Below are 14342 nucleotides of genomic sequence, written 5' to 3'. Positions count from 1 at the left end.
CACTAGGCACTTCCTTTTCTCATTGTTTTTTCATATTTCACGAACATAGAAACATTCGTCAATATTCCTAAAGATAAAGATAACAGAATTATGGAAGTTCCGCCATAACTTATAAATGGCAAGGTTACGCCTGTAAGCGGTACCAACCCCGTCAGACCACCCAAATTAACGAATGTTTGAATTCCTATCATACTTCCTATTCCAGCTGCTAGCATACGTGCATGTGGATCTTTGGCTTTAAGTGCGATTGATAACGCCCTCAAAACGATAAAACCAAGACCCCCAATAACAATAATAGCACCCAATAAGCCTAATTCCTCTGAAATAACCGCCATGATGACATCTGTCTGCGGTTCCGGCAAATAACCCATTTTTTGAATTGAGTTACCAAGGCCTCTTCCAGAAATGCCTCCAGAGCCAATTGCAATATAACCGTTCGCAATTTGATAGCCCGATCCTTGAATATAATCAAACGGATTGAGGAATGACAGAATCCTCCCTTTCCTTCCGTCGGTCATAATTGATTCCCATTGGAAATATAGAATAAGAGCTGCAAAAATAAGACCGACCGAAATGAGTCCGCTAATTTTTAAGAAGGTGCGTTTTTTAATACCACTTGCCGCAAGTACAGAAAGTGCAGTGATAATAATAATAAACGAACCTCCTATGTCCGTCTCAAGCATGATGGAACCGACCGCTAAAACGAGGATACCTACGGGAGGCCAAATTGATTGATTAATGTTGTCGATTGTACCAGATTCATACTTTTTTGCAAATACGCCAGAAAAGTAAACTATTAAAACAAGTTTTGCTACTTCGGATGGTTGCAGATTGCCAAATGGCGTTTTAATCCAACTGGTAGCCCCGACATGTTCACCCGAGCCCACGAAATGGACCATGAATAAAAGAGTTAACATACTGATTACTGCAAAAATCATTAACTTTTTCCGTTTGTAATTCTTATATGGAAAAAAAGCCGCCAGAAAGAAAGCAGGAATCGCGAGGCCTAGGTTTAATAATTGCTTTTGATAAAAATAGTCAGCCGGATAGTCATATCTATCCACAGCCGTTACCATACTTGAACTATAAATCATAACTAGTCCAAAAAGACAGAGCAGCAAATAGACAAAGAACAAGGGGAAATCAAAATAACGAATTAGTTTTTTTACATATATTTTCATAGGGTTACCTCTTTTTCATTAAACAAAAAACTCAAACCTTTATGTCAGTTTGAGTTTTCGGCTTATTTTCTCGTATATATTTCGTGTAAGACTGTCATTTCTTTCTCAAGTAAAGAAAGAATTTCGTTACCTTTAGATCGTTCAATCAAACCGAGCTTGACGGCAAATTCAATTTCCCGTGATAGTCCATACATTTGAGTATCCAGCACTTCTTCATATAGCGGACACTGAGGCATCGTCAAATGGTCCATTTGTACTTTTATTAGTTGACCTATCTTATCAGCATCGGCCTGAAGTTGCTTCATCGCCTTTTCCTGATACGTTTCCTGCAATTCTATATCCATGAGGACGCCCCCATCAAACTTTTATTTCTTAATGGTTATTATGAATAAATTGTATCTTCCGATTGGGGAAAAAGCAAGTGATTTCCCTTTGGCTCTATGCATCCGATTGGAAAAGCTTTTCCTTGTGGCAACGAAGCGTTATACTGATATGAAATGATTTTTTTATTATTTAGGGGGATATTCTTTTGGAAAAAATAATTCCGATTAAAGGAAATGTACGTTATGGCATCACACTGGACCCAACTGTATGGATTTTCGATGATCGTCGTGTGGATTTAAAAACATACTTTACCGAAAATCGCGTTGAAAAAGATGAACTGGAAGAATATAAAAGAGCTATGGGAAAACATTGGTCCCGCGAAATAATGGAGGGTGCAACTGTACCACCAACGTTAGAAACGGAGAAAAAGTTTGAAAAAAGAAAGGTTGTGACTGGTACCTATGGTATTCAATTAAGTCACTTCTTGAAAATTGCAGAGCCTGCTACTAACGCCGTGACATTTTCTTTTGAAACGTCTGACGGCGATAGCCATACTTTCCCGCTTGAAAGAGCAGAAGAGATTATTTTTAAATTTAGTGATGAAGGAAAACCACTTCTTGATGGCGGTCCAGTTCATGTCATTTTCAAAGACGGATCGAACAACGACAATCCGATTCGCAACGTCATAGCAATCCAAGTCGATTGAAGGAGGATTTCCAATGCGCGTAAAATGTGTCATTTGCGACAATATCGGACAACTTCCGGATGATTTACCACTGGCAAAAACACTTCGTAACCGTCCAATTCACACGTATATGTGTGAGGAATGCAATGTCCGGATTGCAGAAAAAACCATTGCACGTATTGCAACAGGGAACTTCATATTTCACCGTAGTTCACTTGCCATCGAAAAAAAGTTTTAAAAAAAGAAGACTCCCATCAAACGATGGGGTCTTCTTTTTCGTCTTTGTATTCATTCATTCTACGGACTCTGTAAATTATTAAAATGAGAGCCGCAACGATAAGCCCTTCCACAATCGGAAGGAAAAACCCAAGAAAAGTTAATATTAGACAGCCGATAAACAGGAATACATAGATGACTAAAGTCTGTAATGGCTTAAGCTTTCTAGCAAATCCCAGTTTATAAACAATTGCCGACATGAGGAAGACGAGGGCAAAAAGCACATAACCGGCTATCGTAAAGGAAGGCATCACTTCGTAAATGAAGCGTGCGATGCCTGACATCCGTCCGAATACCTCTGCATCCCCAACACTAGCACTCATTCAACACAATCCCTTCTTAAAAGCTATTCTACCGGTCAAGTCAACGAGAAGGCATATTACCCCTACCTATCGCTAACAAGACGCTTAGATGAACCGCCTGGCCTTCTATTTGTCCGAATTTGAGCAGAGGAAGACATGTATCGTTTCCCCTGCTCAAATTTTAATTAAATGAAGTTAAAAAATTATTTCTTTTTCTGTACGCGTTCACGTTCGTTTTTATCAAGAATTTTCTTGCGAAGTCTGATTGAAACTGGCGTTACTTCGCAATACTCGTCATCATCCAAATATTGCAACGCTTCTTCAAGCGACATAATACGTGGCTTTTTAGTTGTAACCGTCTGATCTTTCGATGCTGAACGAACATTCGTTGCTTGTTTAGCTTTCGTTAAGTTGATAGTCAAATCGCTTTCGCGCGTATTTTCACCAACTACCATTCCAGCGTAAATCTCCGTTCCAGCACCAACGAACATAATACCGCGATCTTCAAGCTGCATTATGCTGTAAGGCGTAGCTGTTCCGTTCTCCATCGAAACAAGAACACCGTTTCTGCGACCGCCAACTTTACCTTTTGCCATCGGCTGGTAAGAATCAAACGTATGGTTCATAATTCCGTAACCTCTTGTTAATGTAAGGAAATCAGTTGAATAACCGATTAATCCGCGAGCAGGTACATTGAATATTAGACGAACTTGTCCGTTACCATTGTTGATCATATCGAGCATTTCGCCTTTACGTTCACCGATTGACTCGATAATAGAGCCTGTATGCTCTTCAGGAATATCAATTTGTAAACGTTCGATAGGCTCACAACGAATGCCATCTATTTCTCTTACGATTACTGTTGGTTTCGAAACTTGTAATTCAAATCCTTCACGACGCATGTTTTCAATCAGAATCGACAGGTGAAGCTCACCACGTCCTGAAACAGTCCATGCATCAGGTGAATCAGTTGGATCTACGCGAAGAGAAACGTCTGTTTGCAATTGAGATTGAAGGCGTTCGTCGATTTTTCTTGACGTTACCCATTTACCTTCTTTACCTGCAAACGGGCTATTATTTACAAGGAATGTCATTTGTAATGTTGGTTCGTCAATGAACAACTCCGGAAGTGCTTCTAGATGATCTGCCGGACAAATTGTTTCACCGACGTCAATGTTCTCCATACCAGATACCGCAACGAGATCTCCAGAGAAAGCCTCTTGGATATCAACGCGTTTCAAACCAAGGAAACCTGACAATTTCGTAACACGGTAGTTTTTCACAGTACCATCACGTTTCATAACCGCAACCGACTGTCCAACTTGCATCGTTCCACGGAAAACCCGTCCGATACCGATGCGGCCTACGTAATCGCTGTAGTCAAGAAGAGATACTTGGAACTGTAAAGGCTCGTCGCGATTATCGACTGGAGCGGGGATATGTTCTAGAATTGCGTCATAAAGTACACGTAACGTTTCCTCTTGTGTTGAAACATCTGGTGATAAGCTTGCAGTACCGTTGAATCCTGATGCATAAATAACTGGGAATTCAAGCTGTTCGTCGTTGGCATCAAGTTCGATGAATAATTCAAGAACTTCATCAACCACTTCTTCCGGACGAGCAAATTCACGGTCAATTTTATTAACGACAACGATTGGTTTCAGGTTCTGCTCAAGCGCTTTTTTCAATACGAAACGCGTTTGTGGCATACACCCTTCGTATGAATCGACAACTAGAATTACACCATCTACCATTTTCAAGATACGTTCCACTTCTCCGCCGAAATCTGCGTGACCTGGTGTATCCAAAATGTTGATTTTTGTTTCTTTATATTCAATTGCTGTATTCTTTGCAAGAATTGTAATTCCACGTTCACGTTCAATTTCATTTGAGTCCATTGCGCGTTCATCTACTTGTTCGTTGGAACGGAAGATGCCCGATTGTTTTAAAAGTTGATCGACAAGCGTCGTTTTTCCGTGGTCGACGTGGGCGATAATAGCTATGTTACGTAAGTCATTTCTAAGTTTAGTCATGATTTCACTCCATTATTCTTTTTTCGGTTGATTAACTGTGTTATTATAGCACATGTATTGATAATTCTAAAACATTTAATTACAGATGGGGGTATTTTTTTTGAAAAACATAAAATGGATTTTCGTTTTTTACTCCGCTGCCGCTATAGCTTCAATGTGTGCAATCGGTATTGCAGTTGGCATGGGCAGTTTTCCCATCGCCATTATCGCTATACTGGCACTCATTCTTGTAATGGGCAATGGATTCAAGACGAAAAAAAGATATAGAGAACAAGGTATACTTTAGAATAGGGTTAATCCATAGGGTCGTTTTAAGTTATTCGGTATATCCGGTACTTGACGGCCCCTTTTTTTATTGCTTTAGCCGAATATAATTTGTCAATATATCCTGATGCAAGCCTGGTCTTGCAACGATAAATGTATCTTGGCCGAGTAGATGGGGAGTTTCCCCTTTCATGTTTGTTGCAACAGCACCGACCTCCTGCGCAATAACAATTCCCCCCGCTATATCCCAGGGAGAAAGTCTCATCGACATATACGAATCCAGTCTGCCCGAAGAGACATACGCCAACTCCATTGCAGCCGATCCGTATGACCTTGTCCCTCTGCTTTTCTGAATAAGCTCTATGATTTGTTCGTTTTCAACAAAGCGATTTGGAGCAACCCAACTAGCATTAATACCAATAACTGCTTCGCTTAGCGGCGTAATCTCCAATTGGGGTAGACGCTCATCATTGAAGTAAGCTCCTTCATCTTTCGCCGCATGATAAAAATCATCACCCATCACATCATAAATATAGCCTAACATTCCGACACCTTCGGCATATATTCCTAACGAAATGGCGAAATTTCGTTTTTGATGAATGAAATTCATTGTTCCATCTATCGGATCAAGCATCCAGACAACCCCGTCAAGTGTGTGAACAACATCTCCGAATCCCTCTTCACCCATAATTCTATGACTTGGAAAATCCTTTTTTATCCGACTTATGAAAAACTGTTCAATTTCCTTATCTATATTTGTCACAAGATCATTGGCATCCGACTTGGAATTGATGTCAATTTGATTGAAAAAAGAAACACGTATTTTATGTCCTGCCTCTTTAATCAAGGATTTTGCGTACCGATCAATACTTCCCCATTGCATGAAGCCACCTCTTCCCCTTCAACCATCTATATCATACTATAACGAAAAAAACATCCCATTACACTATCCCTGTTTTGAAAGGAAGTGTAGGGATGCATTTTTCAGCGAGCCACTCGTTCTTATGAAAATCCATTCAGAATCTCCAATTCACGATGAATCTCCATTAGCCTATGTTTACTCTTCATGTTCTGTGATGCATCTTTTTCCTGTATTGCATCGAAAAGCGTCGCAAGTTCATAATCAAGTTCTAAGTTCAGCAGCTTAACATATTCTTTCTCAACATCGGCTTTCCGAATTACATGGACGACCTGTTTCATAGTTGACACCCCTTTTTCAGTATATAGTCCAAATTTTCTGTTAGTTATTATTAAAATATGCCATGGCTTAAGTTTGCTCTAGTTATAAGCCTTGTTATTTAAGATTGTTCCCCGATTTCTGCTATGATAAACGTGTAAATGTTATTGGGGGTAATGAAAATGCGAAATTATTTTTGGGAAAAAGATGATTTTGATGTATTTTCCACTGAAGGACTAGAAAATCGGATGGAAGCACTTCAAAATCGGATTCAACCTAAGTTCCATATGCTTGGCACACACTTTGCAGATCGTCTTTCTGCACACGGTACAGATGAATTTTTTCCACATGTCGCAAAACATGCAAGACGGACAGTCAATCCTCCTAAAGACAGCTGGGTAGCATTCGCACCTGCAAAACGAGGATATAAAGCTTTGCCTCACTTTCAGATTGGCTTATGGGGAACACATTTATTCATTATTCTTGCAGTTATTTATGAAAATCCTGATAAGAAGGGAATTTCTGAACGACTTGAAAGGAAATTGAACGTTTTAACTTCCCTTCCAGCATCCTATATTGTATCCGGCGATCATATGAAACCTGATGCTTTTAATATCCAAGAAATGGATAAATCCGAATTAGTACAGCTTTTAGAACGACTACAAACCGTTAAAAAAGCCGAATTTCTTGTTGGACGTCATTTATCACGTGAAGATGCCATCAAACTGTCCACTGAAGAATTTATGGAATTTGCAGAAGAAACTTTTGATTGTCTACTCCCAGTGTATGATGTTGTCATTAATAGAAAGTAAAAGGAATGCTCCCGCTTAACGCGTGGGCATTCCTTTTATTATTTCTTCCTTTTTTGCAACTTTTGCATCCTGAATTACACGATAACTGTTGTAACCGCTCGCTTCCTCGAATTCTTTAAACAATGTCTTTTCTTCTGACATGGAAGGCACAACTTTTTTAAATCCGCGATATGCTTCAAGCATCTTTTCTCCAGCAATACCTGATTCATATGCTTTTTCAATTGCCTCATAAAAACTGGCGACTGCGATTATTTCAACAGTTGACCAGTCCTCCCTGATTGGATAATTATAATCCATGTGTACATCCCCTTTATTAACTTTAGTTCCAACTGGTGCGGATTGTCTTTGCTTGCTTGACCATACGTTCAAATAATTCAGCAACGGAAGGCACATCATTAATAAGTCCCGCAACTTGACCCGCCCATCCAAAGCCATTGTCAGAATCTCCGTCGTGGATGAAACGCCGGTTTGCTTCTCCGCTAATATAATCTTTCAATGCTTCATAATCAGTATTCTGTGCTTCCATTTCGAGTATTCTACCCGTCCAACTGCCTGTTAATGCACGTGCAGGGGATCCAATTGTCCGCTTGATGACAGTTGTCCCCGTTTCTTTACTGGCCAAGAGAAGGTCAATGTACGCTTGTGAAGCATGAACGCACTCTTTCGTTGCGATAAACCTCGTACCCATCTCTATCCCTTCAGCGCCAAGTGCATGAGCAGCCATCCACCCACGTCCATCTCCGATTCCACCCGAGGCAATAACAGGAATTGAGACCGCATCGACAACTTGCGGGACAAGAACCATTGTACCGATGTCATCGCGACCAAGATGCCCCCCACCTTCCTGTCCAACAACCATAACAGCATCGGCTCCAAGTGATTCCGCCTTCTGTGCCTGTCTTTTAGCGGCAACGAGTACTAGCTTTTTGACATTTGTGTTTTCAAGTTGCGCAAAAAATGGTGCTGGGTTTCCTCCTGTCACCGACATGACTTGAACTCCTTCTTCGAGTGCTGCCTCCACCATATGTGCGAAAGGTCGTCCATGCTGTCCAATTGCAAAGTTTACACCGAAAGGCTTATTCGTCATCCCTTTCACTTTCTGTATCTCTGCTCTGAGTTCATCGGCCGAGTCCAAACTCATAGCCGTTATCTGCCCGAGTCCCCCAGCTTCCGAAACGGCGGCAGCAAGCTCCGCGTATGCTAAGTATGCCAAGCCACCTTGAACGATGGGATACTGCACTTCAAGCAGATCCGTTATTCTAGTTTTCCATTCCATTTGTTTATCCCCCTCATTATCTCTACTATAGAATATTCTTCATTGGCACCTACCAAACCTTTACCGAAGACTCTTATTGCTCGGGGACCTTGATTGTTCCAGGATCTACGAACTCATATCCCTTTTCTCTTAAACCGAGGACGATTTTCTCCAGTGCTCCAGCAGTCCATTCACGATCATGTATGAGAAGATTCGCACCATCACGCAATAAATCAGTGTTCACCATGATATCCGCCAATGCATCCACATCCGTATACTTTTTCTCCCAATCATAGCCAAATGACCAATTCATCAAAAGCATTCCATCTTTTAGCGCTAGCGCTCTGCTATAGTCCGTATTACTGCCAAACGGAGCTCTGAAAAACACTGGACGCTCACCAATAATTCCCTCTACTGTATCACTCACTGTAAGGATTTCTTCAGTTTGTTGTTCTTCTGAAAGTTGTTTTAAATCAGCGTGCGTTTTCGTATGATTGCCGATCATAAATCCTAAATCATGAATTTCTTTCAATACAAGTTTTTCTTCATCCGTATCAATAAAATGACCGTTTACAAAAAAGATTGCTGGTGCATCAAGACTTTGTAGCGTCTTAGCCATATCTAATGCCCATTTATCAGGTGCATCGTCAATTGTCAGTAAAACAACCTTGTTGTTTGCACTTCCAATCGGTTCAATCGCATATGTCGCGGGATTCACTTCATACAATGGTTCATAAACTTCTTCTATTTCATCGAGATCTTCAACAGTACTTTTGTCAATGATTTCAACGTCAGGTTCAGATGATTTCTCGTCTCTATTTTCAGGCTTGGCGTCTACATCTATGTCGGAACATGCTGATAATACCAATATCAATGCGCCCAATATGTATATTATTTGTTTTTTCAAGTTAGTCCCGCCCTTTCAATTCCTTAAATAATAACATAATTAAAGTTTTATAAGAAAAGAATACCAGTTTAATAGTTTTAATCACAATATATCAAACTAAAAAAACCGTCTAGGAGGATAACTTTCTGCCTCATAGACGGTTTAATCTCTAACTATAGTTTTTATTTTGTAATCATATGAATTGGTTTACCTAAAGCAACTTCCGCTGCTTCCATTGAGATTTCACTCAACGTCGGATGGGCATGAATTGTCATAGCCACATCTTCAAGTGTCATTCCCGCTTCAATTGCAAGTGCAAGTTCAGCAATCATGTCTGATGCACTTGCACCTACTATTTGAGCCCCAAGTAGTAGTCCGTCTTCTTTACGTGATACAAGCTTAACGAACCCTTCTGAAGCATCAAGTGCTAGTGCACGTCCATTAGCCGCAAATGGGAATTTCCCTACTACCGTTTCATAACCTTCTTCTTTTGCCTGTTGCTCGGTAAAGCCAACAGATGCAAGTTCAGGATCAGTGAAACAAACAGCAGGAATCGCCAAGTAGTCAACTTCAGACTTCTCGCCTGAAATCGCTTCTGCAGCAATTTTCGCTTCATAAGAAGCTTTATGTGCAAGTTGAAGTCCAGGAACGATATCACCGATTGCGTAGATATTTGGAATGCTTGTTCTGCATTGTTTATCGACTTCGATGAGACCGCGCTCAAGGAACTTAACGCCAATCTCTTCTAATCCAATTTCATCCGTATTCGGACGACGGCCTACAGTAACAAGTACGTAATCAGCTTCGACTTTTTTCTCTTCTCCGCCTACTTCGTATGTAACTGTAACGCCAGTAGCTGTTTCTTCAACGCCTTTTGCAGACGCTTTAACAACAACTTCAACGCCTTTTTTCTTCAAGCCTTTTTTAACGATCTGTGTCATTTGTTTTTCAAAGCCCGCAAGAATGTCATTAGCGCCTTCAATGATCGTTACTTTTGATCCAAGATTTGCATATGCAGATCCTAGCTCAGTACCGATATATCCACCACCGATAACTACAAGTTTACCCGGTAATTCTTTAAGATTCAAAGCACCTGTAGAATTAATAACGCGTTCTGTAAATTTAAACGTCGGAATTTCAATCGGACGTGAACCCGTTGCAACGATTGCATTTTTGAATTTATATGTTTGCGCTGAAGTTTCGTCCATCACACGTACTGTGTTGCTATCGACGAAATAGGCTTCACCTTGAACATATTCAATCTTGTTGCCTTTAAGAAGTCCTGCGACTCCACCAGTCAACTTGTTTACAACGCTATCTTTGAACGCTTGCGCTTTAGTGAAATCTAGTTTCACTTCCGTCGCTGTAATGCCCATTGAATCAGAATCTTGAGCATTTGCATAACGATGTCCAACAGCAATAAGTGCTTTGGAAGGAATACATCCCACGTTCAAGCACACACCACCAAGATCACCTTTTTCAACTACGATTACTTTTTGGCCCAATTGTGCCGCGCGAATTGCCGCAACATATCCTCCTGGTCCAGAACCTACGACGAGCGTGTCTACTTCGATTGGAAAGTCTCCTACTACCATTGTTTACGCCTCCATTAATAAAAGTTCCGGATTTGCGAGCAATTTCTTAAGGTGATTCAACGCATTTTGTGCAGTTGCGCCGTCGATCATCCGGTGATCGAATACCAATGATAATGCTAACATAGGTGCCGCTACAATTTCACCATTTTTAACAACAGGTTTTTCTGCAATACGACCAATTCCGAGAATTGCAACTTCTGGATGATTAATAATCGGTGTAAACCATTGGCCCCCTGCGGAACCGATATTCGTAATCGAACAAGACGCACCCTTCATTTCTGGCGGGGATAGTTTACCGTCACGTGCTTTTACTGCGAGACTGTTAATTTCATCTGAAATTGCAAAGATCGATTTACGGTCTGCATGCTTAATGACAGGAACTAGAAGTCCACGATCAGTGTCAGCAGCAATACCTATGTTGTAATAATGCTTCTGAACAATTTCTTGAGTAGCATCATCAAGTGAGCTATTGAAGACCGGGAATTCGCGTAATGTTGAAACAAGTGCTTTCACGACATATGGCAAATAAGTAAGTTTAATATCTTTTTCAGCTGCAATGTCTTTGAACTTACGACGGTGTGCTACGAGTTCTGTAACATCCACTTCGTCAAGCAATGTTACATGTGGAGCTGTTTGTTTTGAATTGACCATTGCTTTTGCAATTGCTTTTCGGATGCCAGACATCTTTTCGCGTGTTTCAGGGAAATCTCCTTCTAAGTAAACTGGAGATTTGACTGTTTTTTCTTGTTCAACGCTTTCAGTTTGTCCTTTTGTTTGTGGCGCATCTGCAGGTGGAGCCTCTTGAATTTGACCGCCATTTTGGAATGACTCGATATCTTCTTTCAAAACACGGCCATTTTTGCCTGAACCAGCAACTTGTTGAATTTCTACACCTTGCTCACGCGCAAATTTACGTACAGAAGGCATCGCAATAATACGGCGATTCGGATCGACGTCTGTTTTTGTTTGTGAACTTGCAGAAGCCGTAGTTGTTACCGATTCTTCTTTCGGTGCTTCTTCTTTTTCAATCTTCTGACCCGCTTCAGCTGTTGCTTGAACTTGTGCTTCAGTTACAGCATTGTCGTCATCTTCAGTTTTCGCACTTTCATAACCAGGTGCGTCGAAACGGATCAAAACATCTCCAACAATTGCTACAGTACCTTCAGAGACAACAACCTCTTCAACTGTACCCGTAACCGGTGACGGAATTTCCACTACTGCTTTATCGTTTTGAATTTCGAGTAGAATGTCATCTTCATTGATTTTGTCGCCTTTATTAACAAACCACTTTACAACTTCACCTTCATGGATACCTTCACCGATATCTGGTAAACGGAATTCAAATGCCACAAGATTCACCCTTTCTAATTAAGAATTTTACTATTTTAGACACTTGGTTTAGACATTTAACATTTAAATTATCTAACTTAGAACGTCAATACTTTTTTAGCTGTTTCAATAATATCCTTCGCATTTGGAAGCCACGCATTTTCACCTTGAGCAAAAGGATAGACAGTATCAGGCGCAGTTACGCGCAATACAGGTGCTTCAAGACTCAGAATTGCACGCTCTGTAATTTCAGCTACGATATTCGCCGCAATTCCAGCTTGTTTTTGTGCTTCTTGAACAACAATTGCACGGTTTGTTTTCTCAACAGATGCAATTATAGTTTCGATATCCATCGGTTGAATTGTACGCAGGTCAATAACCTCAACAGAATAGCCTTCTTTTTCAAGTTCTTCAGCAGCTTTTAAACTTTCGTGAACCATCGCACCGTAAGTAATAACTGAAAGATCTTTACCTTCGCGTTTCACATCGGCTTTCCCAAGTGGGATTGTGTACTCTTCTTCAGGAACTTCCTGTCTGAATGACCGATACAGCTTCATGTGCTCAAGGAAGATAACCGGATTCTCATCGCGAATCGCAGAAATCAAAAGCCCTTTTGCATCATAAGGAGTTGAAGGGATAACAACTTTCAAACCTGGCTGTGATGCTACGATTCCTTCCAGACTGTCAGCGTGCATTTCAGGCGTTGCAACACCGCCGCCAAATGGAGAGCGAATTGTTACAGGTGCATTATATCGTCCCGCACTTCTGAAACTCATACGTGCAAGCTGACCACTAACTGAGTCAATTACTTCAAATAGGAATCCGAAGAACTGGATTTCCATAACTGGACGGAAACCTGTGAACGCAAGTCCAATTGCAAGTCCGCCAATACCGGATTCTGCAAGCGGTGTATCAAATACACGTTCTTCCCCAAATTCTTTTTGCAAACCTTCAGTTGCACGGAAGACTCCTCCGTTATTTCCAACGTCTTCACCGAAGACGAGGACGTTTTCATCATTTTTCAGCTCCGTACGTAGAGCATCAGTTATTGCTTGAATCATCGTCATTTGTGCCATCGGTTACTTCGACTCCTTCTCTGTGTAAATATCTAGCTGCTCTTGCAAGTTGTAAGGTAATTCACCTTTGTACATGATATTAATGAAATCACTAACTTTTTGTTTAGGAGCTGCATCAGCTTCTTTTATCGCTTCTTTAATTTCTTCTTTTGCACGTTCAATAACTTCATTCTCTTTTTCTTCATTCCAAACCCCTTTAGCTTCAAGGTATGTACGGAAACGAATTAGAGGATCGCGTTTTTCCCATTCACTGTCCGTTTCAGATGTACGGTAACGTGTTGGGTCATCTCCTGCCATTGTATGCGGTCCGTAGCGGTAGCATAGTGCCTCGATAAGCGTTGGTCCATCTCCGTTGATTGCACGTTCTCGTGCGTCACGTGTAACCGCATACACCGCAAGTGGGTCCATACCGTCAACTAGAATACTCGGAATACCAGCTGCAATACCTTTTTGTGCAAGTGTTTTTGCTGCCGTTTGTGCAGAACGTGGAGTCGATATTGCGAATTGGTTATTCTGAATAATAAAGATTGCTGGTGAGCGGTACGCTCCTGCAAAGTTTATTCCCTCATAGAAATCACCTTGAGATGTTCCCCCGTCTCCTGTATACGTCACGGCAACTGCTTTTGTGCCACGTTTTTGGAAACCAAGTGCAATACCAGCTGCTTGAATATATTGCGCACCGATAATGATTTGTGGTGGGAATACATTCACACCTTCTGGAATATTGCCCCCTTGGAAATGTCCTCTTGACCAAAGAAATGCCATCGATAATGGTAATCCGTGGAATAACATTTGCGGAACATCACGGTATCCAGGAAGGATGAAATCCTCTTGTTCTAATGCAAACTGCGAAGCAAGTTGTGAAGCTTCCTGACCTGCAGTTGGTGCGTAGAATCCTAGACGACCTTGTCGGTTCAACGAAATTGAGCGTTGATCCAAAATACGTGTATATACCATACGTGTCATCAATTCGATAAGTTTTTCATCTGATAACTTTGGATCTGCTTCCTTATTAACAATTTCGCCTTCTTCGTTCAAAATCTGGAACATTTCAAACTTTTCTTCAATCGCGTGAAGTGTCTCCACCGGATCGAACTGCTTGCTTTTGTTTGCAGCCATTTCGGCAACTCTCCTTTATAACTGTATT

The 14342-nt window shown here is 41.0% G+C and carries 17 protein-coding genes; 4 read left to right on the top strand and 13 right to left on the bottom strand.

Annotated elements, in window-relative coordinates; translation table 11 throughout:
* Nucleotides 1-2 precede the first annotated feature (2 nt).
* Both AC1TO6_RS04035 and AC1TO6_RS04030 read right to left on the bottom strand, forming a co-directional pair.
* Complete coding sequence (locus AC1TO6_RS04035) at nt 3-1181, bottom strand: FtsW/RodA/SpoVE family cell cycle protein (RefSeq protein WP_482100319.1); 1179 nt, start codon at nt 1179-1181, stop codon at nt 3-5.
* A gap of 62 nt (nt 1182-1243) precedes the next feature.
* Complete coding sequence (locus AC1TO6_RS04030) at nt 1244-1525, bottom strand: Fpa/YlaN family protein (protein WP_482100318.1); 282 nt, start codon at nt 1523-1525, stop codon at nt 1244-1246.
* Between the two features lie 185 nt (nt 1526-1710).
* Here AC1TO6_RS04030 and AC1TO6_RS04025 point away from each other — a divergent pair, with 185 nt between their 5' ends.
* Nucleotides 1711-2211 (top strand): peptidyl-prolyl cis-trans isomerase, encoded by a 501-nt coding sequence (locus AC1TO6_RS04025; RefSeq protein WP_482100317.1) that lies wholly within the window; start codon nt 1711-1713, stop codon nt 2209-2211.
* A gap of 13 nt (nt 2212-2224) precedes the next feature.
* On the top strand, nt 2225-2428 hold the full coding sequence (locus AC1TO6_RS04020) for a YlaI family protein (protein ID WP_482100316.1): 204 nt from the start codon (nt 2225-2227) through the stop codon (nt 2426-2428).
* 16 nt (nt 2429-2444) lie between these two features.
* On the opposite strand, the gene AC1TO6_RS04015 is transcribed toward AC1TO6_RS04020, so the two are convergent.
* Both AC1TO6_RS04015 and typA read right to left on the bottom strand, forming a co-directional pair.
* Nucleotides 2445-2789, bottom strand: a complete 345-nt coding sequence (locus tag AC1TO6_RS04015) for a YlaH-like family protein (protein ID WP_482100315.1) — start codon at nt 2787-2789, stop codon at nt 2445-2447.
* A 182-nt stretch (nt 2790-2971) separates the two neighbouring features.
* Nucleotides 2972-4801, bottom strand: coding sequence for a translational GTPase TypA (gene typA, locus AC1TO6_RS04010; protein ID WP_482100314.1), 1830 nt, complete (start codon nt 4799-4801; stop codon nt 2972-2974).
* 100 nt (nt 4802-4901) lie between these two features.
* Here typA and AC1TO6_RS04005 point away from each other — a divergent pair, with 100 nt between their 5' ends.
* Nucleotides 4902-5087 carry a YlaF family protein gene (locus tag AC1TO6_RS04005; RefSeq protein ID WP_482100313.1) on the top strand — a complete coding sequence of 62 codons (186 nt, stop codon included), beginning with the start codon at nt 4902-4904 and terminating at the stop codon, nt 5085-5087.
* Nucleotides 5088-5153: 66 nt separating this feature from the next.
* Here AC1TO6_RS04005 and AC1TO6_RS04000 read toward each other — a convergent pair whose 3' ends face one another.
* Together AC1TO6_RS04000 and AC1TO6_RS03995 are read right to left on the bottom strand one after the other, a co-directional pair.
* Nucleotides 5154-5948 carry an inositol monophosphatase family protein gene (locus AC1TO6_RS04000; protein WP_482100312.1) on the bottom strand — a complete coding sequence of 265 codons (795 nt, stop codon included), beginning with the start codon at nt 5946-5948 and terminating at the stop codon, nt 5154-5156.
* A 119-nt stretch (nt 5949-6067) separates the two neighbouring features.
* Nucleotides 6068-6265, bottom strand: coding sequence for a hypothetical protein (locus AC1TO6_RS03995; RefSeq protein ID WP_482100311.1), 198 nt, complete (start codon nt 6263-6265; stop codon nt 6068-6070).
* Nucleotides 6266-6424: 159 nt separating this feature from the next.
* Here AC1TO6_RS03995 and AC1TO6_RS03990 point away from each other — a divergent pair, with 159 nt between their 5' ends.
* Nucleotides 6425-7054 (top strand): YktB family protein, encoded by a 630-nt coding sequence (locus tag AC1TO6_RS03990; protein ID WP_482100310.1) that lies wholly within the window; start codon nt 6425-6427, stop codon nt 7052-7054.
* Nucleotides 7055-7069: 15 nt separating this feature from the next.
* Here AC1TO6_RS03990 and AC1TO6_RS03985 read toward each other — a convergent pair whose 3' ends face one another.
* From AC1TO6_RS03985 to pdhA, 7 genes are all read right to left on the bottom strand, one after another.
* Complete coding sequence (locus tag AC1TO6_RS03985) at nt 7070-7351, bottom strand: UPF0223 family protein (RefSeq protein WP_482100309.1); 282 nt, start codon at nt 7349-7351, stop codon at nt 7070-7072.
* A 22-nt stretch (nt 7352-7373) separates the two neighbouring features.
* Nucleotides 7374-8330: an NAD(P)H-dependent flavin oxidoreductase gene (locus AC1TO6_RS03980; RefSeq protein ID WP_482100308.1), complete on the bottom strand. Its 957-nt coding sequence runs from the start codon at nt 8328-8330 to the stop codon at nt 7374-7376.
* Nucleotides 8331-8403: 73 nt separating this feature from the next.
* Entirely contained in the window at nt 8404-9216 is an 813-nt protein-coding gene (locus tag AC1TO6_RS03975) for a polysaccharide deacetylase family protein (protein ID WP_482100307.1), read from the bottom strand.
* Nucleotides 9217-9377: 161 nt separating this feature from the next.
* Nucleotides 9378-10790, bottom strand: coding sequence for a dihydrolipoyl dehydrogenase (lpdA, locus tag AC1TO6_RS03970; RefSeq protein WP_482100306.1), 1413 nt, complete (start codon nt 10788-10790; stop codon nt 9378-9380).
* 3 nt (nt 10791-10793) lie between these two features.
* Nucleotides 10794-12140 (bottom strand): dihydrolipoamide acetyltransferase family protein, encoded by a 1347-nt coding sequence (locus AC1TO6_RS03965; protein WP_482100305.1) that lies wholly within the window; start codon nt 12138-12140, stop codon nt 10794-10796.
* A gap of 77 nt (nt 12141-12217) precedes the next feature.
* Nucleotides 12218-13195, bottom strand: coding sequence for an alpha-ketoacid dehydrogenase subunit beta (locus tag AC1TO6_RS03960; protein WP_482100304.1), 978 nt, complete (start codon nt 13193-13195; stop codon nt 12218-12220).
* A 3-nt stretch (nt 13196-13198) separates the two neighbouring features.
* A complete protein-coding gene (pdhA, locus tag AC1TO6_RS03955) occupies nt 13199-14314 on the bottom strand; it encodes a pyruvate dehydrogenase (acetyl-transferring) E1 component subunit alpha (protein WP_482100303.1) in 1116 nt (371 codons plus the stop codon).
* Nucleotides 14315-14342: the final 28 nt, after the last annotated feature.

This window comes from Sporosarcina sp. Y352, from assembly GCF_056786535.1.
The sequence above is the reverse complement of the archived record's forward strand: the minus strand, read 5'-3'. Positions and strand labels throughout refer to the sequence as shown.